This is a genomic window from Micromonospora pisi, assembly GCF_003633685.1.
Lineage (GTDB): Bacteria > Actinomycetota > Actinomycetes > Mycobacteriales > Micromonosporaceae > Micromonospora_G > Micromonospora_G pisi.
Window position 1 is genome coordinate 3,120,731 of the sequence record NZ_RBKT01000001.1, and the last position, 19,307, is coordinate 3,140,037.

20 protein-coding genes are annotated in these 19,307 nt (G+C 69.0%); 18 read left to right on the top strand and 2 right to left on the bottom strand.

All coding sequences use genetic code 11. From position 1 onward, the window contains the following. Positions 1–19 precede the first annotated feature (19 nt). The 5 genes from BDK92_RS12890 to BDK92_RS12905 all read left to right on the top strand — a co-directional run bounded on the left by BDK92_RS12890 (position 20) and on the right by BDK92_RS12905 (position 4,188). Entirely contained in the window at positions 20–2,236 is a 2,217-nt protein-coding gene (locus BDK92_RS12890) for a hypothetical protein (protein WP_147456975.1), read from the top strand. Positions 2,237–2,354: 118 nt separating this feature from the next. Then, entirely contained in the window at positions 2,355–2,573 is a 219-nt protein-coding gene (locus tag BDK92_RS12895; RefSeq protein WP_147456976.1) for a hypothetical protein, read from the top strand. 50 nt (positions 2,574–2,623) lie between these two features. Further along, on the top strand, positions 2,624–3,235 hold the full coding sequence (locus BDK92_RS12900) for a hypothetical protein (RefSeq protein WP_121156929.1): 612 nt from the start codon (positions 2,624–2,626) through the stop codon (positions 3,233–3,235). A gap of 27 nt (positions 3,236–3,262) precedes the next feature. Continuing rightward, positions 3,263–3,412 carry a hypothetical protein gene (locus BDK92_RS38970; protein ID WP_170208564.1) on the top strand — a complete coding sequence of 50 codons (150 nt, stop codon included), beginning with the start codon at positions 3,263–3,265 and terminating at the stop codon, positions 3,410–3,412. A gap of 356 nt (positions 3,413–3,768) precedes the next feature. Further along, the gene (locus BDK92_RS12905; RefSeq protein ID WP_121156930.1) at positions 3,769–4,188 is read left to right on the top strand and encodes a hypothetical protein; all 420 of its coding nucleotides are present in this window, start codon (positions 3,769–3,771) and stop codon (positions 4,186–4,188) included. A 627-nt stretch (positions 4,189–4,815) separates the two neighbouring features. Here the strand turns inward: BDK92_RS12905 and BDK92_RS12910 are convergent. Together BDK92_RS12910 and BDK92_RS12915 are read right to left on the bottom strand one after the other, a co-directional pair. Beyond that, a complete protein-coding gene (locus tag BDK92_RS12910) occupies positions 4,816–5,127 on the bottom strand; it encodes a superoxide dismutase (protein WP_121156931.1) in 312 nt (103 codons plus the stop codon). Next, positions 5,124–5,753, bottom strand: coding sequence for a superoxide dismutase (locus BDK92_RS12915; protein WP_121156932.1), 630 nt, complete (start codon positions 5,751–5,753; stop codon positions 5,124–5,126). The genes BDK92_RS12910 and BDK92_RS12915 overlap by 4 nt, the downstream gene beginning before the upstream one ends. 228 nt (positions 5,754–5,981) lie before the next feature. On the opposite strand from BDK92_RS12915, the gene BDK92_RS12920 reads away from it, so the two are divergent. The 13 genes from BDK92_RS12920 (at position 5,982) to BDK92_RS12980 (ending at position 19,279) form a co-directional block, all read left to right on the top strand. Next, positions 5,982–6,797: a deazapurine DNA modification protein DpdA family protein gene (locus BDK92_RS12920; RefSeq protein ID WP_211349196.1), complete on the top strand. Its 816-nt coding sequence runs from the start codon at positions 5,982–5,984 to the stop codon at positions 6,795–6,797. Between the two features lie 703 nt (positions 6,798–7,500). Further along, on the top strand, positions 7,501–8,007 hold the full coding sequence (locus BDK92_RS12925) for a hypothetical protein (RefSeq protein WP_121156933.1): 507 nt from the start codon (positions 7,501–7,503) through the stop codon (positions 8,005–8,007). Between the two features lie 232 nt (positions 8,008–8,239). Next, the gene (locus tag BDK92_RS12930) at positions 8,240–9,178 is read left to right on the top strand and encodes a DUF4192 domain-containing protein (protein ID WP_170208565.1); all 939 of its coding nucleotides are present in this window, start codon (positions 8,240–8,242) and stop codon (positions 9,176–9,178) included. Continuing rightward, positions 9,175–10,329, top strand: a complete 1,155-nt coding sequence (locus BDK92_RS12935) for a CpaE-like family protein (protein ID WP_121156935.1) — start codon at positions 9,175–9,177, stop codon at positions 10,327–10,329. Before BDK92_RS12930 ends, BDK92_RS12935 begins: the two co-directional genes overlap by 4 nt. Beyond that, a complete protein-coding gene (locus tag BDK92_RS12940; RefSeq protein ID WP_121156936.1) occupies positions 10,314–10,718 on the top strand; it encodes a hypothetical protein in 405 nt (134 codons plus the stop codon). Before BDK92_RS12935 ends, BDK92_RS12940 begins: the two co-directional genes overlap by 16 nt. 415 nt (positions 10,719–11,133) lie before the next feature. Continuing rightward, entirely contained in the window at positions 11,134–12,261 is a 1,128-nt protein-coding gene (locus tag BDK92_RS12945) for a DUF932 domain-containing protein (RefSeq protein WP_121156937.1), read from the top strand. 294 nt (positions 12,262–12,555) lie between these two features. Continuing rightward, positions 12,556–14,238, top strand: a complete 1,683-nt coding sequence (locus BDK92_RS12950; RefSeq protein ID WP_170208566.1) for a ParB/RepB/Spo0J family partition protein — start codon at positions 12,556–12,558, stop codon at positions 14,236–14,238. A 214-nt stretch (positions 14,239–14,452) separates the two neighbouring features. After that, positions 14,453–14,836 (top strand): hypothetical protein, encoded by a 384-nt coding sequence (locus tag BDK92_RS12955; RefSeq protein ID WP_147456977.1) that lies wholly within the window; start codon positions 14,453–14,455, stop codon positions 14,834–14,836. Continuing rightward, a complete protein-coding gene (locus BDK92_RS12960) occupies positions 14,833–15,237 on the top strand; it encodes a hypothetical protein (protein WP_121156940.1) in 405 nt (134 codons plus the stop codon). The genes BDK92_RS12955 and BDK92_RS12960 overlap by 4 nt, the downstream gene beginning before the upstream one ends. Beyond that, positions 15,234–15,758, top strand: a complete 525-nt coding sequence (locus BDK92_RS12965; protein WP_121156941.1) for a DUF3085 domain-containing protein — start codon at positions 15,234–15,236, stop codon at positions 15,756–15,758. Before BDK92_RS12960 ends, BDK92_RS12965 begins: the two co-directional genes overlap by 4 nt. Then, the gene (locus tag BDK92_RS12970) at positions 15,758–16,699 is read left to right on the top strand and encodes a hypothetical protein (RefSeq protein ID WP_121156942.1); all 942 of its coding nucleotides are present in this window, start codon (positions 15,758–15,760) and stop codon (positions 16,697–16,699) included. Before BDK92_RS12965 ends, BDK92_RS12970 begins: the two co-directional genes overlap by 1 nt. A gap of 109 nt (positions 16,700–16,808) precedes the next feature. Continuing rightward, entirely contained in the window at positions 16,809–17,606 is a 798-nt protein-coding gene (locus tag BDK92_RS12975; RefSeq protein WP_121156943.1) for a hypothetical protein, read from the top strand. 113 nt (positions 17,607–17,719) lie between these two features. Next, entirely contained in the window at positions 17,720–19,279 is a 1,560-nt protein-coding gene (locus tag BDK92_RS12980; protein ID WP_121156944.1) for a DUF3560 domain-containing protein, read from the top strand. Positions 19,280–19,307: the final 28 nt, after the last annotated feature.

The window sequence follows — 19,307 nt, forward strand, 5'->3', positions numbered from 1 at the left end:
CACGTCCCGAAGGACACCCGTGAATCAGCACCCGAACCCCATGTTCGTGCTCACCGACGACACCTACAACGCCCGGGGCGCCGTGGTGGTCGAGAACGGCCGCTGGATCGGCCGCGACACCAGCGGCGCCCGGCTGTTCGACCGCAGAGACATCCACGGCACGGAGGCCGCGGCCAAGAACCTGGGCCTGCGCCTCGTCACCAGCGCCTGGTACGGAGTCCAGACCGGCGGCCCCACCAGCCCGGACCAGCGAACGCACAGCGCTCCCGACGCGATGCCACACGAGCGCCTGTTCAAGACCCACAACCACCAGAGCCGCCCACCCACGCACACCGTCCACGACAAGCGGGACTGCCCGCACGCCAAGGGCGTCAACCACCAACACATCCGCACCGCCACCGGCCGCGAGGTGATGACGGCCTGGCTCGCCAACGAACGGCAAGTCGACCGCCTGGAACTGTGCGACATCTGCCTACCCGCAGCCGCGCCGACGATGAACACCCTCGCGGACTTCAAACGCGCCGCCGTACCGGGCAGCCGCTGGATGTGCATCAACCGGATCCACCCCCAGGTATCCGGGATTCGCACCGTCACCGGAGGCAAGACCCGGCTGCGCTACACCGGCACCAAAGCCGATGGATCGACGATCGACAACGGCGGAATGGACTTTCCGAAGGCCAGCGAGTGCCGCATCACCGGCAACGCCGTCAACGTCCTGGAGGAAGCCGGATCCGACCTGGTCGCGTTCACGTGGAACCGGCTGCCCGACGGACCGCCGACCGAGGCGGTCCGGTTGCCCCGGCTGATCACCGCCCGACCGTGGAAGCGCGAACTGCGCGGCACCGACGAGAAGCGCTGGTGCGTCTACGACACGCAACGCGCCCGGGTCGCCCCGATGGCGGGCCCCGACGCTGAGGACGGCGACGGCGCCTACTTCGCCACCGAAGAGCAGGCGCAGGCATGGATCAACCAGCACAGCACCCCGGTCGCCGAGCCGATGTCGACAGGCGAGCACGCCGCCCCGCCCGGCTCCACCTGCGACGGGTGGGACGAGCGCAACCCGCACAGCGACTGGGCGTACGACGTCGACGACTACGGCATCGTCTACGGCGACGGCGCGTGGCCGTTCTACATAGACGGGCAGCCAGCACGCGTGCGACTCTCGCCCACCACCTTCCGAGCGTGGGGCAGCCGTTACGCCGCTACATGGCCTGACCATCCGGGTCACGCCGCCGCCTCTTTCAACTGCGACGTTCGGCCGCAGGGCATGGGCGCGACCGGCAGGCGGGTGACGGTCGACATCAACCTCCTCACAAACACCTTCACGGTGCCGGACTCCTGCCCACTCGAGTTGCGCGAAGAGGCCATTGCGCACGCACAGCGGATCCTCGATGTCATCATCGCCGCCCGTGCTGACCGTGAGCACTACGCCCGGCCGTGGACCGCTCATGACCGACATGACGCGAAGCAGGCTGCGGCAGCCGGCCTGGAGGCGCCCGTCCGGGAGCGGAGGCCGACCCCACTGGTGCCGCCAGCCGCAGCCTCAGTGTCGACCGACGTGTACGCCGTGCGGCAGTACGAGACGGTGTGGCAGCGCGTCGGCCCGGACGAATGGCTGTTCATGCACCCGAGCGGGGCGACCAGCCGGCCATGCGAGCATCGGCACGACACCGCAACCGTGCGGTTGCTCGGCCCAGTCGAGCCGATCGACAGCCGTCCGGTCAAGGTGCTCGACCGGCTGACCGCCGACCTGGTCGGCGCCACTGTCAAGGTGCAGTTCGGTCGGCGGTACGTCGACCTCTGGGTGGAGTCCGCCGAGGCCGGATTCCTCTACGGGCAGACGGACCGAGTCGGCCCACGCGTGGTGCACCTGGCAGAGACGGGCCTACCGCTGGACCTGCCGCCGCTGCTTGACCAGCACGGTCACCCGATCGCCGTCGGTGACTACGTGCAGGAGTACACCAACGGGCGAATCGGGCCGCAGCCGGCCGGCGAGTACGTGGGCACCTTCAGGGTCGTCGCGGTCGACGATCTCGACCGGGTGGTCTTCACGAACAGGTACGCCCACGACGGCCAGGAACAGGCGGTCGCGTTCCCCGCCGACGTCCGCCGGGTGCCCGCGATATCGGTACCACAGTGGCCGACGTCGTACCGCCCGGCGACGGAGCCGGACCAGCCGAGCGAGCCCTTCCCAGCGGACCAGGTGCTCCCCACCAATCCCACCCCGCAGTCCTAACAAGCGCGACGTCTGGCACGAGGTGGCCTACCTGGACGCCGGACGGAACTACTTCAACCGTGAACGCATCACGACGCGTAAGCCGAGCTGATCCATGAGTCAGGTCGAGGGGGAAGGCATGTTTCAGGATGACGAAATCCGCCGCCTGGCGCGGCGACGTGAGCGGTACGCCCTGGCCGTACTCGCTGGCGCGAGTGATGCGCCGCAGCTTCTGGCGGACATGCGGGAGGCAGGGCGCCAGTTGGGCGTACTGCGGGATGCCGAGGCGTTGGCGGCGCACCGGAACCAAGGGGCGGTCTGGGCATGGCCGAAGCATGCCCCGTGGGCAGGATTCTGACGTGCCGTAATGGTGGGAGCTGGATCGAAGCAACCGAAGGTGAGGCAAGCATGTACGGCCAGGTAATCGAGGAACCCGGATACCGGGTGCTTCTGGAACAGGAGGATTCACCGGTCAATCCGCGCGAGGAGTGGAACAACCTGGCGCACGTCGTGACGGTTCCCTCGGCTCGGTACATCGACGTGGACGAGGACGGGGGGCCGCTGGCCGACGCCTGGGCGACCCTGAACTACCGACACTTCTGCAGCGAGGCTGAGGTGATCTTCACACGGTACGCACGGATCTTCCACGGCGCGACGGTGCTGGTTGATGCGCCGATCGATGGCGCCCGGTCGGTGTGGTACCTGATGCCGGAGGACATCGAGCGCCAGGGCATCACCAACCCGGTCGCCTGTCTGAAGGGGGAGCGCGACACCTACCGCCAGTGGGCAGAGGGTGACGTGTACGGCTGGGTGGTGGAGGAGTCCGTCATCTGGGTCAGGGTGGTCGATGCCGGCGACGCGAAGCCGGACAAGTTGGTGACGCGCAAGACATGGGAGGTGGTCGACGCGTCCTGGGGCATCTACGGGTACGAGTACGCCGAGGAAGCCGCGCGGGAGGCGCTGGCCAGGTACGTCATGATGCGTTCGCGGTGTGATGGCTGGACGTCAGCCGAGCATTGACGGTGGGCGTGGCCGTAAGACGCCGTAATGCCCCCGTCTGTCCTGCGCCATGTGGTACTCGCGTCGAAGAACGCCCCGCTGACCGAGATCCGGCTGCGGTCGGGTGTTGCCCGCCGGTACGCCGAGGTCGCCCTGGTCCTTGCTCGCGTGGATAGCCGGCCCTGCGCGCGCCTGTGATGGGGACTCGGCACGGTCCCGGTCGGTCGTGCCGTCGTCAAGCCGCCCGCCGACGCCCCACGTTCGGATCCGGGCCGCCCGGCTTGCTCCGCTGCGCCGGGACGCTTCGCTCGGCCACAGATCCTCGGCGTGTGGCTGCCGGTCTGGCTTGACCCCGGCGGTACCCGACCGGGCCTGTCGTGCTCGTCCCCATCCCGACGGCAGCGCACCCGGCCGGCAACGCGAACAAGAACCTACAAACGAATTAGCTCCGGCCGACGGCCGAACACCTCATCAGACAACCGTTTCGGACCGGTTCCGGAACGGATCAGACCCATGTCCGTGTCGCCATCGGCACAGGAAAGGAAGCCAAACACATGCTGACGGTCACCGTCTATCACAATCAGGAAAGCCGGTTCATGCCCTACGAGGACGGGCAACGGCTCGTCGCCGTCACATCGCACCGGCTCGAAGCTCACGACGGCCGCGACCCGCAAATGGCCACCGAATGGGCGTTCCACGCCTTCAACGCCGACCTTGACCGCTTGGAGTCGGCCCGCGGAACCGCGGACGGCGAGGCCGCGTTCCTCGCCGCCTGCGTGTACCGACTGCTCGGGTGCCGGTCCGTATCCGTCGGCGATGTCGTCGAGGTACAGGCAGACCGGGAGGACAGCCAGTGGTTGTCCTGCTCCCCCTTCGGATGGCGCCACATCACCGAGCCATCCAACCTATCCGGCGAGCCGCTCACTGCCGCCAAGGTCTACCAGCACATCAGGTCGCAACAGTCCACTCGATGACCGACACCGTCCTTGGACGCCTCAACAGACCTGGCGTCCGGCTTGCCCGGGACACCCGCGACGCCGGGGAACCTCCGCGACCTCCGCCCGCGTTTCGCAGGCCGACCGCTGCCAGGGAGCGGGCCCGCCGGGATGCCGCGCGCCAACGTGACCGCTTGACCGTGCCCACTCGGGTTCTTTACTCAGCTTCACGGAGGTTGTTTCTTGTCCCGCAACGTGGTGCTCAGTTTCGGTGCGGGCATTGACTCATCCGCGGTTCTCGCCCGATGGCTCACTGACCCATCCAGTCGTGACTTCGAACTGTCCGCTCTGACCATGATCGTCGCCCAGGTAGGCGACGAATACCCCGACACCTACCAGACCGCCGAGCAGGCACTCCTACCCATGCTCCGGGCGCGCGGGGTCCGGCTCGTCCAGGTCGCCCGCCCAGCCCTGGCTACCGGCGGCGGGAAACGCTATGTCGTCCTCGATGACACCGCCGCACCCCGACGGCTGGTCCGGGCCGGTCCGGTGCGACTGTCGGACGAACTGGCCCGCAACGGCACGATCGCCCAGGTCTCCAACCGGCGCTGCATAGTTGACTGCACTAAGCAGGGCAAGCGAATCCGCGAACTGGTCAGTGTTGACTCACTGCGGTCCGGTGATGGCAGCCTCGGCCATGAGCAGGGTCAGTTCTTGAATCAGCTCGTCCATGCTCTGGCCGGTCTGAGCGCGCACCAATGCCAGGGACAGTTCGGCGAGCAGGCAGAAGCCGCGGGCCTGGGCGCGCGGGTCACCCATCGCTTCGAGGAGCTGCTCGGCGCCGGCGAAGTCGCCGCGGTGCTTGGCAGCGACGACGCCTGCGGCCTGCTGAGCGCCGAGGAAGACCGGCCCGGTGCCCGCGCTCACGGGAGTGCCGGACCCCGCACTGTCGTCGCGCTCCGGGCCGGTGCCGGTCACGGGGCGACGATGAGCGGGTTGCCGGCGGCGCGGGCCGCGTCGAACCGCTTGGTCACGTCGGCCCAGTTGACCAGGTTCCACAGTCGGTCGACGTAGTCCGGGCGCACGTTCTTGTACTGCAGGTAGTAAGCGTGCTCCCAAGCGTCGAATACCAGGATGGGCGTGGAGCCCTGACCGACGTTGCCGTGATGGTCGTAGACCTGCTCGACGATCAGGCGCTGCGACAGCGGCTCCCACGCCAGGACACCCCAGCCGGAACCCTGCACGCCCTTGGTCGCGGTGGACAGCTGGGCCGAGAACGCCTCGAACGATCCGAAATGCTCGCCGATCGCCGCGTCCAGCTCGCCGTCGGGGCGGTCGGCGCTCCCGCCGGGCCGCAGGTTGTTCCAGAAGATCGAGTGCAGCACGTGCCCGGAGAGGTTGAACGCGAGGGTCTTCTCCAGACCGACCAGCGCCGAGTAGTCGCCCTTGTCGCGGGCCTCGGCGAGCTGATCGAGGGTGTCGTTGCTGCCCTTGACGTACGCGGCGTGGTGCTTGCTGTGGTGCAGCTCCAGGATCTGGCCGGACATGGCCGGTTCCAGGGCGCCGTAGTCGTAGGGCATGTCGGGAAGCGTGTAGATCGTCATGCTGCCCAGTATTCCCTATTGCAAACTCTTGGCAACTACAGAATCTTGACTTCAAGGGCAGGAGTGTTGCGTGGCCGTGACCCACCAGCCTCAGACGGTGCGTGCGCCGTTGTTGACACCGAAGGGCGTTCCGGCCCGCGATGATCCACGCCGCCGGAACGCCCTTCGCTACCTCACCGCAGACGGCGGTGACGCCCCGATGTGCGGACCAGGCACCGGGTAGAACCGGTGCGCACCTTCTACCTGGGCACGCATCGGCCCGCCTGGTTGCGGGACAGCACCGTCCCGCTGTTCGTGTCCGACACCACGCTGCGCGACTACCGTGCCTTGCCTCGCGCCAGCACCACCTGGGCCCTGGACTCCGGGGCCTACAGCCAACTGTGGCGCCGCGGTGGCTGGCAGAACGGGCCCACCCCACGCCAGTACGCCGGCCGGATCCGCCGCTACGTCGACGAGATCGGCCACCTCGCCTGGGCATCACCCCAAGATCACATGTGCGAGCCCGACATGCTCCACCGGACCGGTCTGACCGTTGAACGGCACATCGACCTGACCGTCGGGAACTACCTGGAACTGAAGGGCGTCGACGCGGGTTTGGCCGTGATACCCGTGGTCCAGGGGTGGCTACCGCGCGACTACGCCCGATGTGTGGCGTTGTACTCCCGTCACGGCGTGGATCTGAGCGGGGAACCTTTGGTTGGGGTGGGCTCGGTGTGCCGACGCCAAGGCACCACCGAAGCCGAACAAGTCATCGACACCCTCTGGGACCTCGGCGTACGACGCCTGCACACCTACGGGGTCAAGACGCTCGGATTACGCCGCTTCGCCAATCGTATTGACTCCAGCGACTCTCTGGCTTGGTCGCTCGCGGCGAGGTACAGCCCGCCGTTGCCCGGCTGTACCCACCGTGGGCACTGCGGGAACTGCCGCCGGTGGGCCATGCGCTGGCGCGGCGATCTCCTCCGGTCCTTGCCGCCGACACGGCCCGGAAGCACTCCGCGCCGGAACCAACGAGCCTCCCGGCCTCCGGTAGAGACTCCGTGACCATCTGAACCACCCGAATCTACGGTCAGGTGGCGACGGTGGATCGCGGCGTGCTCGGTACGGCTGCCGGAGCGAGCCGCCGGTACATGGCCGCCTCATCCGGTCGGCGGGTTGTCGCCCTGTCCGGTGACTCGTACGGTTACGGAACCGCTGGTCAGGGTGGCTTTCCCCCGTGGTCACCCTGACCACCCATACCCCTGGCGCCCACTGGCATGGGTGGGACTGCGCAAAGCCTCGCCGATCACGACGCAGCGGCGTTACTCGATCTACAGGGACGTGGCAAGTGCACGACTCCGGGCACTGAGGCAGCAGCCGGAGCGCTTGGCGCCTGTGACCGCTTGAGTCATGGTGCGTCGCCCCCAACGACGCCCCATCGTGTGTCTTCCTCTGTCGCGAGTGGCGAACCGATCGTGGCCGCGCGGTGCCGCGCTGTCCTTCCCGCGCGTTCTACCGTCCCGGCCCTTGCCCGGCAAGGGCGCTTCCGTCCACACCGGTCACCGACATACCTGTCGCTGGCCCGGCGTTGACGCGGGTGACCGGTGCCGGCCGGGCCCCTTGCCTGCCTGCGGGCACCCGGGCCGGTACGCAGCGGGAGTCAGCGCGACCCCGGCGGCTTCACCGTCGTCGGGTTCGCGGTCGTGCGACTCCCGAAGAGGTGTCCCATGCGACCTGCCCTTTCCCCGTTTCCCCTGGTGGGTGCCCGATGAGTGCCTTCGAGGTTCCCAACGTGCACATCGATGCCCTGCTCACCGCCGGCCTTCGCTTCGCCGAAACGGGCTACCCGCTGTCCTGGTACTGGCCGAGCCCAACCGCAGCCTCGGATCCGGGGAACTGGACTTCCTCCGAGTTGCAGCTGGAGTCCTCGCAGCGCCGCCGCTCCCTGAGCTTGCAGACCGCGGGTCGGGTCGGGGCGATGTTGTTGGCGGAGAACCGGGCCAGCGTCAATCACCGGTACGCCGAGGACGAGATCGAGGAGCCGTACCTGTTCACCTGGCTTCCGGGGACTCCGGACCCGATCGTGGTCCTCAAGGCGCTGGCGTGTTACGAGTACCAGTCGTGTGAGCACCCGGGTTGGCGCGGTAGTGAGGCGTACCAGTTTTGCGACGCGCTTCGCTTGCAGGCCATCGGCCGTCTGCCCCGGTATTCCGACGCCCCGTGGATCATCGATGACGCCGATGTGTTCCTGACGGCCAGGGCCCGCGACCGCTGAGTCCCGCTCCCCGACGGAAACCGCCGAACCCCACGCGCTGGTGCGCGCCTTCCTGTTGCTCGACCGGCCTCGCCACTGGCGCGTCGACGCGCCAGTGCGGGCAATGACCCCGCCTGGTTCGCCACGACATCCTCACCGCGGCGGCCGCCGATCCGGGCAGAGCACTTCGCGGTTCGCTGGCGGCTTCTCGTCGCTTCTTCCTTTCCCCTCCGACCGGACGGAGTTCCTCACCATGCCCGAGAACCGATTCCCGTTCCAGATGCGGACCCCCGAGGATTTGCTCGGGTTGGTGCCGTATCTGCTTGGCTACCACCCGGCGGACAGCCTGGTGGTGCTGTTTGTCCAGGCCGACCACGAGATCCGGGTAGCCGCCCGTCACGATCTGCCCCTGCCTGCCATCCACGTCACGGACACGGTCCGTGCCGTCGCCGCTCGGGAGAATTCCCAGTCTCTGATCGTCATCGGTTACGGTCCGCTGAGCGAGACCGGCTCGATCGCCGCCATCGCCGCCGACCTGGCACGTCACCTGCCCGTGATGGAGGCGTTCCTGGTCACCGTCGGGCACTACTTCTGCCTCGGGTGCCCCTGTGGCGCCTCGGGTGGGGTGGTGTTCGACCCGACGGCGACCGCGACCGCCGCGCGGGCCGCGTTCCACGGCATCGTCGCCCTACCTGGCCGGTCCGACCTGCTCGCGCTCGCCAAACCCGACCCGGTGGAGCAAGCCGCGGTCGGTGCGGAGATCGCCGCCATCCGCAGCAGGGGCTACCCGGAGCCGGCGAAGCTGTCCTTCTACATGGATGTGGCCGGCGACGGGGTTCGGCTCACCACCGCGCAGGTCGCCGAGCTGGGTGTGCTGCTGCACGACAAGCGGCTACGCGCACGGGCGTGGAAGGCCACGTCGGGGCGGATGTGGCAGCGCGATCTGTGGCTCGACATGACCCGCCGGATGCCCGACGCCTACGTCACCGGGCCGGGGAGCCTGGCCGCGTGGTGTGCGTGGATGCGCGGCGAGGAGGCGATCGCCCACGCGGCGGTTCGCCGTGTCCTGACGGTCAACCCTGTAGACCGGCTGACTTTGCTCATCGCCGCGGCGCTCCATGCGCACATCCCCGGCTTCACCGTCGGCGCGTGGCCACCCGCCACGACCTTAACCAGCGGGGAGCGGGAATGAGCACCGTGCTGGTCGTCACCGGCGACCCGAGCATTCGCGAGCACCTGCACGCCTACGCCGATCGGGTGGGCGTGCACCTCACCGACCACACCACCGTCACCGCCGCGAAAACGCACTGGGCGGGCGCGAACCTGGTCCTGCTCGGCGCCGATCTGCTCAGCACACAGAAACTCGCGTCGATGCCCACCACCCCCGAACTGATCATCGTGTCTGCGGACCGTAGCGACTTCTCACCCTTTTCAGCGGCGGCTGGCATCGGTGCCGCGTACGTGGCTGTCGTCCCGGACGCGGACCGGTGGCTGACCGAGCAGTTGCGGCGCGCGGGCGGTGATGCGGTCGATCGGCTGCGTGCGGCCGGTTTTCGGATCGGGTTCGCCCACCGCGTTGCCGCCGCCGACACCGGGTGCCTCCTCAGCTATGACCTGTCGGACCAGCGGTATGACGATGAGCAGGCGCTGTATGTGTCGTTGGAGAAGGTGGCCCGGGGTGACTGCCGGGCCGGGCAGTCGACCACCGTCGACCGCAGCAACTACCGGTCGCTGCACCGGGCACACCCCGGCCTGTGGACGGACCTGGTGTTCAGCAACGTCACCGCCCTGGGCGCGTTCGTCGCCGACCTTCCGCCCGAGGTCGTCGACGTGCTGTGCTGGTTGAAGGAGTCGTATCCGCTGTTCGACGAACACGACCACTCCGCGCTGGAGGACGAGGACATCGACGCCTCGTGGGAGCAGTGGGTTTCCGCTGACGTCTTCGCTATGTTGGGCGAGCGGGCGCAGGAGGTGTGGTCCGCGCTCGACGCCGTCACCGTGCGGCGGTTGTGGTGGGACACCGTGACCGGGTTGGGCTACCGGCCCGAGCACAACGGACTCCACGTCACGTGGGACTACACCCGTTTGGTGCCGGCGTTCGCCGCCCGGCTGATGGCGGAATTCCGGCGCGGCTGGCGGCATGACGACCGCTACCAGATCGTGCCCGGCTACCGCGGATGGCGGGCCTATGAACCGGTATACGCCGTGTTCACCGCCGACGAGCAGGAGCTGATCGGCATCGGCTTCACCCGCTTCCAAGCCCAGGTCCACGCCTGGCAGCACCAGACCGCACGCCGCAGCGAACTCCTCTCGGAAGGAGAAATCACGTGCGTCGTGTCCTGAAGGAATCCGTGATCCGCCTACCGATCACCCTCCACCGCGCCGCCACCCGCGCCGCTCCCTGGCACGTCGACCTCCAACTCGATGACCACACCGGATTCAACCCGTTCACCTGCGAAGCACTAACCGAGGCCGACGCCAGACGCGACCTCACCCACCTGGTCGCCGGGACCCTGTCTCGCGTTAAGCAGGGACCGGTCGTCGTCATCGGCGGCGAGGGCCAGTATGCCGACTCCGTTCACATCATCAACCCCGAACCCGGCGGCTGGGCCATACACGTCATTCGTCAAGGGCGCCGCACCACCATCTGGCGAGGGGATTTCACCCGCTCGGACGCCCTCCAGCAGGTGCTCGACAACGTCGGCGGGGAACCGAGCGTCATCTCGCTCTGACGACCGCCGCTCGGTCCTTACCTCAACCGTGCTCCGGCTGACGCCAACAGCACATCACCCTGCTCCCGGTCGGGACTTGCCGGGCTCCGGCCGTCCCCGGGGTGCTGGGTGCGAGGACCGACGCTCCCGCCGCCGCTGGCCGCCGTCAAGCCCCGCCCACGCCGGGGCGGGAGAGGATCCCGGCCTGCCGGCCGCGATCTTCTCCCGCCTGATTCCGGCTCGTCGGGGCTGTGACGTCGTCGGCGCGACCGGCGGGTAGCTGTCCTCGTGCCCCAGCCCCCACCGGGGGACGCCGGGCACACCGCCGCCCGTCTCGACGCGCGCCGTGGCCTCTCGACCAGGCCACGTTCCGCCACGAGGCCGGGCGGTCTCTCTCTTCCCCTCATTGTCGTAAGGAGTGCCTTCTGTGTCTCCGATGATTACTGTTCCGGCCAACCGGAACGTGGAACTCGACCAGCTCCGCCGTATGCTCGCCGACCAGTCCACCCGGGTGGTGGATGTGAAGGCCGGGGCCGGGCGGATGCGCGCGGTCGGCGGGAATCTGGTCCTCGACGGTACCGAGCCGCAACTCGGCCCGGACGGGGTGACGATGACCGCTGGCACGTACACCCCGAACGATGTGGCCAACACCGGCCTGGCCGACAAGCTCGGTATCCCCGTCGCTTACCTGCGGCGGTTGGCTGCCGAGCACCCGGATCTGTGGGACGACAACGTCAACGGGTGGTTGGAACGCGACCACCGCACCTTCCTGGTCCGCTGCCTGCGCGGCAACACCGGCGGCGGTGTCGCCCGGGCGGTGCTGTCGGACCGGTACGCCCGCATCGACAACCTCGACGTCCTCTTCGCCGCCCTCGACGGGATCCGCCAAGCCGGTGTCCACGTCCGGTTCGCCGGTTGCGACCTGACCGACCGGCGCATGTATCTGCGGGTCTACTCACCGCAGGTGCAGGTGGCCGCGCCCCGGCTGCTGTCCCGCTACCGGTCGCCGTTCGACGGTAGGGCCGGTGCCGACCTGCCGATCGTGTCGGCCGGATTCCTGATCCGCAACTCCGAGACCGGCTGCGGGGCGTTCTCCATCTCGCCGTGGGTGCGGTTCGAGGTCTGCCGCAACGGCATGACGCTGCGCCGCGACGCCCTGCGTCGGGCGCACATCGGGTCGCGGATGACGGCTGACGATGGGGTGGTCGCCGCGTCGGAGGCGACGACTCGAAAGACCCTGGAATTGATCACGTCGCGGACCACGGACGCGGTGACCGCGTTCCTCGACGCGGACTACATCGCGCAGGCGTTGCGGGAGTTGGAAGCCGCAGCGGGCACTCCGATCACTGACCCGAACACCACGCTGAAGGTGGTCGGACAGCAGTTGCGGTACACCGAGGAGCAGCAGCAGGCCATCCTCGCGCACTTCATCGCCGGCGCGGACCTGTCCGCCGGCGGCGTCATGCACGCCGTCACGTCGGTCGCGCAGACCCTGACCGACGCCGACGCGGCCCACGAACTGGAATCCACCGCCATCCAGGCGCTGCACCTCGCCGCCGCCTGACCGTCGCTGACCTGTTCAGTCACCGCGAAGCCCTGGGTTCGCCCCTCTCCTGCGGCGGTATGCCGGGGTGCGGTTGCTGGCCCTCGATCCTGGCCGACCGCGGCTGGCCCCGCAAGGCCCACCCCGTCCCAACCGTGCCCGGCTGCGTGGACGCGGCCGGGGGTGGGTCTTGCGGGTCCGCGCCGATCGGTCGGCCTTCACGGATCGGGCCAGCACCGCTCACCCGGCCACCCCGCCGGCCAATGCGCGGCCTTCTCCCTATCTCCGTTCCCCCTCATCTTGGAAGGACCCTCTGTGTCTACAGCCACCCTGACCCGTTCCACTTCCGATTCTGACGAGATCCTCACCGCTTCTGACGAGGTCCTCACCGGCGAGATCGTCGGTCAGGACCTCGCTCTGATTCCAACGCCCGATCTGCCTGCGCTCCGGTCGGAGTACGTCGATCCGACCGAGTTGGTCGACAACCCGCGCAACCTCCGCACGGACATCGGTGACCTGGCCGACCTGAAAGCTTCGATGGCTGTGGTCGGGGTTCTGTGCCCCCTGGTCGTCATCCCGGTCGAGGGCCGCGACGACGTGTTCCAGCTGATCATCGGGCACCGTCGTAAGTACGCCGCGATCGACCTGGGGATGAGCCAGGTGCCGTGCTGGGTCGCCGCCGACGAAGGCGCCGCGTTGCAGATCGTCGCCCAGCTCGCGGAGAACGGCCACCGGATCGGCCTGACCCCGACCGAGGAAGCCGAGGCGTTTCACCAGCTCACCCTGCTGGACTGGACCCCGGAGCAGATCGCGAAGGTGAGGGCGATCCCCACGGCGCAGGTCAAGCAGACCCTGCAACTGCGTGCGCTTCCGCAGGCGGCCCGTGGGGCCGCCGACGCTGGTGCTCTCACCCTGGAGGACGCCGCCGCGCTCGCCGAGTTCACCGAGGAACCCGCCGCCCTCACCCGGATCCTCAAGGCGACAGGGTCGGCGTGGGGACTGCGGCACGCGATCGCCTCGGAGCGGTCCAAGCGTGTCTTCGGCGCGGCGAAGGAACGGCTCAAGGCCGAGCTGGTTCTCGCCGGGGTGAAGGTCACCGGGAAGCCGAAGGGATTCCCGTACAGCGGTGTCGAGGTGGCCGCCGAGGCGTTGGTCGACGCCGACGGGCAGCGCCTCGATCCAGATGCGGTGATGACACGGCCGGGGTTCGCCGCCTTCGTGGAGAAGGGCCTCGGCGACGCCGCACGGGCGGTGGTGTACTGCACCGACCCGGACCGGTACGGCTACACCCGCTTCAACAGATTCGCCACCCAACTGTCGAAAGAAGAGCTGGCCAAGCGCGAGGAGGCCGAGCGGGTCCACGCCGAGTACCTCGAGAACCTCACCCTCGCCACCACCGTGCGGCAGGACTTCTACCGCAAGTCCTACGCCTCCGCCCGCGCCGCGAAGCGCCTGTTCCCCGAGGCCCTGCGCAACGCCGTCGCCGACACCGGCTCGATCCGGTTCGCCGACGCCGACGACCTCTACACGGCGTTGGGTGGTCACGGCATGGACGTGGTCCTGGCGGCCGGCGAGGACCGGCTACGCCGGTGCCTGGTCGCGCAGTGGATCTGCGCCCACGAGCGCAACCTCGGCTACGCCGCCACCGAACGAACCTGGAGCTTCGACGCCGACTCGGCGGCGTTCTGGCTCGACCAACTCGTCGCCGACGGCTACACCCTCTCCGACGCGGAAACCACGCTGCGGAAGTCCCTGCACGGCGACGAGGAACCTGACGAAAACACCGACCCGGACCTCGATCCGGAACTCGATCCGGACCTTGACGCCGAGGTGGCCGAGATCGAGCTGCCAGCAAACGACGCCGCCGCTGACGGTGAGCTCGGCGAACCGGGCGACGGGCAGGGAGCAGATCCCGAGGACGGCTCACCGATCGAGGACCTGGTCACGGATTCCGCCCTCGCCGAACTCACCGAGTCCGAGTCCCTGACCACCGTCTGACACCTCACCCCCTTTCGCGGGAGGTCAGCGCGATGCGCTGGCCTCCCGCCGTCTTGCCGCTTCGGCGCCCTGGGACCTCATCGCCTGGCTCGTCGAGGCCATCTCCGGCGGAGCCCCACCCCTGCACAACCCCCCGACGTGATCGGAACCGCACATGACCATCAACCCTCAGGCCACTACTGGCACGATCCCGGACGACCGGGACGCTCGGCTGGTGCGTATTCGCCAGCGGCAGATCCTGCTCGCCTTCGAACAACACGGCCCCGGCTACCAACGGGTCACCGGGGACGGCTGCCGGTACGTCGCCGAAATCGTCAAAGCCACCCGCGACGAGTGGGACTGGATCTACACCCACGGCCGCACCCACCCCGAGGCCCTCACCGACACCGGTCCGGTCCGCAACCCCCAGCAATGGGACGACCTGCGCCGCGAGCAGGGAGAAACAGCGTTCACCGCGGCCCAGACGGCATTCGACGCGGGCGACCATGCGGCGGCACTGGACCACCTTGACGAGGCACGGGCGCTCGGCGTGCTGCCAGAGGAATCCTGGGACCGCCTCCGCAACCACATCCTGGCCGCCGCTGGAGGCGCGCGATGACCGGCGACCGGCATCCGGACACCGTGATCGTCGACGAGCTGACCGCGTTCCTCAACCGCGAGGCGGACCCTTCCGGCGCCGACGTGGTCGAGCTGCTGTGTGGGCTGATCTCGGGCAGCGGACGGCCGCTGATCGATGAGGCGTGGGAGATCGACGCCGAGGTGACCGAGACCCGCTACGGGCTGCAGGTCGCCGCCGTCACGGCGGACAAGTACGTGGTCCGCGTGTACCAGCCCACCGACCGCAGCGCCGACCTGAGCGTCGAGGTGCTCACCGACGACGGCGACGACTTCGGGCTCGCGGTGACCGTCGACGGCCGCTCGGTCCTGGACGCCATGACCTTCACCTGGACCAGCACCGTCCCACCCGACCTACAACTGACGAAGGAAACCCGCCGATGATCACCCTGCTGTTCCCCCTGGACCAGGCGCTGGGCCTGGCCGAGCACGCACTCACCGCACCGGATCACGTCCGGTCGCTGACCCGCGAGGAAGAGGGCCTGCCCGCCGTACCGGCGCTGCTATGGGTCAAGGACGACGGCACCTACCTGATGAGCAACGGCATCCCCGGCCCGCCCGCCGATCCGGGCCGGCCCGACGCCGGCCAGCAGGTCGTCTACGCCGACGGCTGGGGCTCAGGCACCCGCCAGGAACTCGGGCACACCGACGAGATCGGTGGCGACGACTTCGTCGAGCACCTCGAACTGACCCAGCGGTTCCCCGACGGCCGTGTCCTGATCGACCTCCTACGGGCTGCGGCCCGCCAGCGGCGGCCCTGGCTCGCGCTCGTTCTGGAGGACCTCGACACGTTCCGGTACGCGTTCCCGAAGCCCGACACGCAGGGACCGGCCGTGAACCACGGGTCCCCGGCAGACCCGCCACGACGCCCTTCCGCGAATCGTCGCGATATCGGGGGGCTGTGATGAGTCGGAGTTCGCAGACCGAGGCGCTGCGGGAGATGCGGCACCTCATCGACACGAACGCCGGACGGATTCAAGGCCAGTCGCTGCGCTACCGCAGCCACGCGCCCATCCCAGCAGGCGCCCTGACGCCCGAGGCCGCCGCGCTGCTACACGACAGCGTCTACCGGGAGCGGGGGACGCCGGTAACCGGTGACTCGATTTATTACGTCGTCTCCTGCGACGGAACCCCGGTCGCGTGGCTCACCTACGGCGCACGGGTCGTCACCCCTGCCGCCACGCTGACCAGCTACCAGCTTCGCCACCAGGCCCAAGCCGTCGTCGCCCTGTCCCACCTGTCGCGCGGCGCCATCACGTGCCTGGCCCGGTTACGTGACGCCAGCAACGACCGCAGCCCCGGGCCCGAACCGTACCGGAGTGATTCGGGTACCCAGGTGCTGGTCGCCGACCCGGCCGACCCGACACTCACCCACTGGACCCGGATCACCACCGACCCTGCCGAGTCGCTAACTCATCTGCGGCAGGTCTGCGATACGACCGGCCCGGTCCTGATCGTCGACGCGTTCGGGTACGGCGACTACGGCCGCCTCCGCGACCGTCTCGACGTCGAGGTGCTGTGCGTCATCGAAGCCCTCGCCGCCACCCACGACCTGCTGCCGTCGGTCGTCGGGGACTGGCTGCACGCCGAGGGTGCCACCAACAGCGATCTCACCGCCGACCAGATCACCGCCGCGTTCGACACCGCGTACGTCGGAGTTCATTCCGGTCGCCACGATTTCGCCACCGTCGAACGCGACCGAAGCGGCTGGACCGGGGCGCTGCGGGCCGCAGGTATCCCTGATCGGTTCTTCCACACGGAAGCGTTCGTCGAGCACCTGTTCCGCGATTCCGTCCGCGACGTCAGGGTCCCCGGCAGCGGCATCGCCGTGTTCCGCCGCACCTGACACATCCACGCACCGGCGGACCGCCGATCCCGACGCCGTACGCGGCGATCGGCGACAGCTGTGCCGCCCCTCACCAGCCCAACCCCGATTCAACCCAGGGGGTTTTGCTATGACCGAGTCCATTCACGCCCTGGCCGGCTACGGCCTGGTTACCGTCGCGTCTGACGTCCGGGCGACCGGCGTCGTCTGCTACCAGGTGACCGGGCCGCACCTACGCGGCTCGATCGCGTTCAAACCCGGCATCCTCGATGACCAGGCCATCCCCGAGCAGATCATCATCCAGCTCGGTGACGGCGACCACCTCTTCGCGGACTATCAGGACGATCTGCCCGTCGTCCATGGCATCACCGCGAAAGGCGGCGCCGTCGTCCACCTTGATGACCCGACCTGGCAGCACCGCTTGGATCTGCTACGAGTGCCCGACCGGGCAAAGGGCACCCGCCCCGAGACCACCGCTGAGTTGCCCGATCGCAGCCGCCGGTATCTCCTGACCGTGATCAGCACGCTCGCCGACTCCTACCGCCGGCTCGACGTCAAAGAGTTGATGCACGCGGCGGCCCGGACCACCGCGAACGCCCGACTCAAGCGGTGGACCCACGGTCAGATCCTCCTCGACCACCGTCTCCTGACCGAGGTCCGGCGCGACCTCACCGCGGCCTACTCCCTAGCCGACCAACTACAGGCCCTGTCACCGATCAAGCTGCCCTCGACCAGTGCCGCGTCCCGCTGCCCCGGGCGCCTGCCCTTCGCGCATCCGGACACCTACATCAGCGCTGACGACGACGGTGACTGGCTGACATGCCCCGCCTGCGACACCCGCACCGTCATGATCAGATCCGGTGACGGCCTCGCCGGCCTACTCAGCGCCCACGCCGCACACGACTGCGCGGCCATTCGCCCCTCGTAGCCCCGCTGAGCCTCCGCTGACCCGGAGGCCGCCGCTTCGCTCTTCTCTCGCCCGGTCCGCGCCCCAGCGCGGGCCGGGCTTTTTGCGTTCAACACCCCTCAAGGAGCACCACCATGATCATTATTTCGCATTCACACGCGGACGGCACCGTCCTGACCGGTTCTCGGAAGGGTGATGGCGTCTACGAGTTGGTCAAGCCGCATGGGTTCCGCTGGTCGCCGTCGGTGGGGATCTACATCCGTGGCAGCCGTGACCGCGACGTCCAGCGGTGGCGTATCGACGCCGCCGCGCAGGCGCTGCGCGGCAACGGTTTCGACGTCGAGATCGAGGTCGACGACCAGTGGCGGCCGACCGCCGACCGTGAAGCCGACCGCGCGGTCCGCGCTGACGAGCGCGCCGACCGGCTCCACGAACGGGCCGGCGCCGCCGCGTCACGCCGCGACGACCGGCAGGCCGCGGCGGACCGGGTCTACGAGGCGATTCCGTTCGGGCAGCCGAAGATGCCCGGCCACCACTCCTACGCCGCCGACAACAACCGCCGCGAACGGGCCCGGACCAATATGAACAAGGCGATCAAGGAGGACCAGTACGCGGGCGACCTCGCCGAACGGGCCAACGCGGTGCGCGCGCATGAGGACGCGAAGGACAACCCTCGGGCGATCATGCGACGGCTCGAACGACTCCGGGCCGACCTACGCCGCGCGGAACGCGAACACGCCGCCGCCACCGAGGCCAACACCAGCGCGGAGTACCAGGCGCGGGTACAGCGGGAGATCGACCGGCTGGCCGAGGACATCGCCCACCAGGAGGCCAAGCTCGCCGACCGCGCCGCGTCCGGGGAGTTCGTGGCGTGGGGGCCGGACAACCTGGCCAAGGACGACCTGGTCCGGGTCGGGTCGCACGGGTGGTACCGGGTGACGCGGGTGAACCGCAAGACTGTCAGTCTCGACAACCGGATGTGGCCGCAGAAGGCACCCTTCGACGAGATCTTCGGCCGCCGCCGCGACGGCCTGCAGTACGACACCCCGCACGGGCAGCCTTGGCCCGTCGACCTCGCCACCGCCGTCGAGCGGTGGCAGCGCCTGGAGCACGGTGCGCGGATCGCCGGCTACGACCCGGCCGAGCAGGAGCGTGCCCGGCATGTCCGCTGGGCGCAGCGTCTCGTTCACGGCCTGGACCTGTCGGCCAGCGACGCCGAGGTCACCGCGTTCTGGCCCGGCACCGCCGACCCGGAGACGGTCAGCGAGAGCCGCCGCCTGTCGGCCGCGTACCTCGCGGTGTTCGACCGTCTGGAGGCCGGCGAACTCGTGCCGGACATCGTGGCGTCCCTGCTCGCGGACGGGCAGGCACCGTCGTGGCGGCTGCCCGACGGCGACCCGGTAGACCGCCACCCGCAGGACCTGCACCCCGGCGACCTGGTCAAAGGGCTGTGGCAGCACTCCGGCGGACAACGCCAGCTGTGGCGGTACTTCGCCGGACCCGTCGCCGCGGTCGGGCCGGTCGAACACCGCCGCGAACTCGGCGACTGGGTGACCGTCACCCTCACCGACAGCCGACCCCGCGACTTTCAGACCCACCAGTGGCTCGCCATCTACCCGGGCAGGGCACCCGTGCCGGCTGCTGTCTTCGCTGCCGCCGACGGTGCCGCCACCGCCCCGAATGACGACTACTGACCAGCGCGGCCGATGACCCGCCGCCCGC

Excerpts from the sequence above, each read along its gene's own strand:
- BDK92_RS12895 (WP_147456976.1), top strand. The coding sequence starts at position 2,355 with ATGTTTCAGGATGACGAAATCCGCCGCCTGGCGCGGCGACGTGAGCGG.
- BDK92_RS12935 (WP_121156935.1), top strand. The coding sequence starts at position 9,175 with ATGAGCACCGTGCTGGTCGTCACCGGCGACCCGAGCATTCGCGAGCAC.
- BDK92_RS12905 (WP_121156930.1), top strand. The coding sequence starts at position 3,769 with ATGCTGACGGTCACCGTCTATCACAATCAGGAAAGCCGGTTCATGCCC.
- BDK92_RS12930 (WP_170208565.1), top strand. The coding sequence starts at position 8,240 with ATGCCCGAGAACCGATTCCCGTTCCAGATGCGGACCCCCGAGGATTTG.
- BDK92_RS12980 (WP_121156944.1), top strand. The coding sequence starts at position 17,720 with ATGATCATTATTTCGCATTCACACGCGGACGGCACCGTCCTGACCGGT.
- BDK92_RS12900 (WP_121156929.1), top strand. The coding sequence starts at position 2,624 with ATGTACGGCCAGGTAATCGAGGAACCCGGATACCGGGTGCTTCTGGAA.
- BDK92_RS12945 (WP_121156937.1), top strand. The coding sequence starts at position 11,134 with ATGATTACTGTTCCGGCCAACCGGAACGTGGAACTCGACCAGCTCCGC.
- BDK92_RS38970 (WP_170208564.1), top strand. The coding sequence starts at position 3,263 with ATGCCCCCGTCTGTCCTGCGCCATGTGGTACTCGCGTCGAAGAACGCC.
- BDK92_RS12965 (WP_121156941.1), top strand. The coding sequence starts at position 15,234 with ATGATCACCCTGCTGTTCCCCCTGGACCAGGCGCTGGGCCTGGCCGAG.
- BDK92_RS12970 (WP_121156942.1), top strand. The coding sequence starts at position 15,758 with ATGAGTCGGAGTTCGCAGACCGAGGCGCTGCGGGAGATGCGGCACCTC.
- BDK92_RS12915 (WP_121156932.1), bottom strand. The coding sequence starts at position 5,753 with ATGACGATCTACACGCTTCCCGACATGCCCTACGACTACGGCGCCCTG.
- BDK92_RS12960 (WP_121156940.1), top strand. The coding sequence starts at position 14,833 with ATGACCGGCGACCGGCATCCGGACACCGTGATCGTCGACGAGCTGACC.
- BDK92_RS12925 (WP_121156933.1), top strand. The coding sequence starts at position 7,501 with ATGAGTGCCTTCGAGGTTCCCAACGTGCACATCGATGCCCTGCTCACC.
- BDK92_RS12975 (WP_121156943.1), top strand. The coding sequence starts at position 16,809 with ATGACCGAGTCCATTCACGCCCTGGCCGGCTACGGCCTGGTTACCGTC.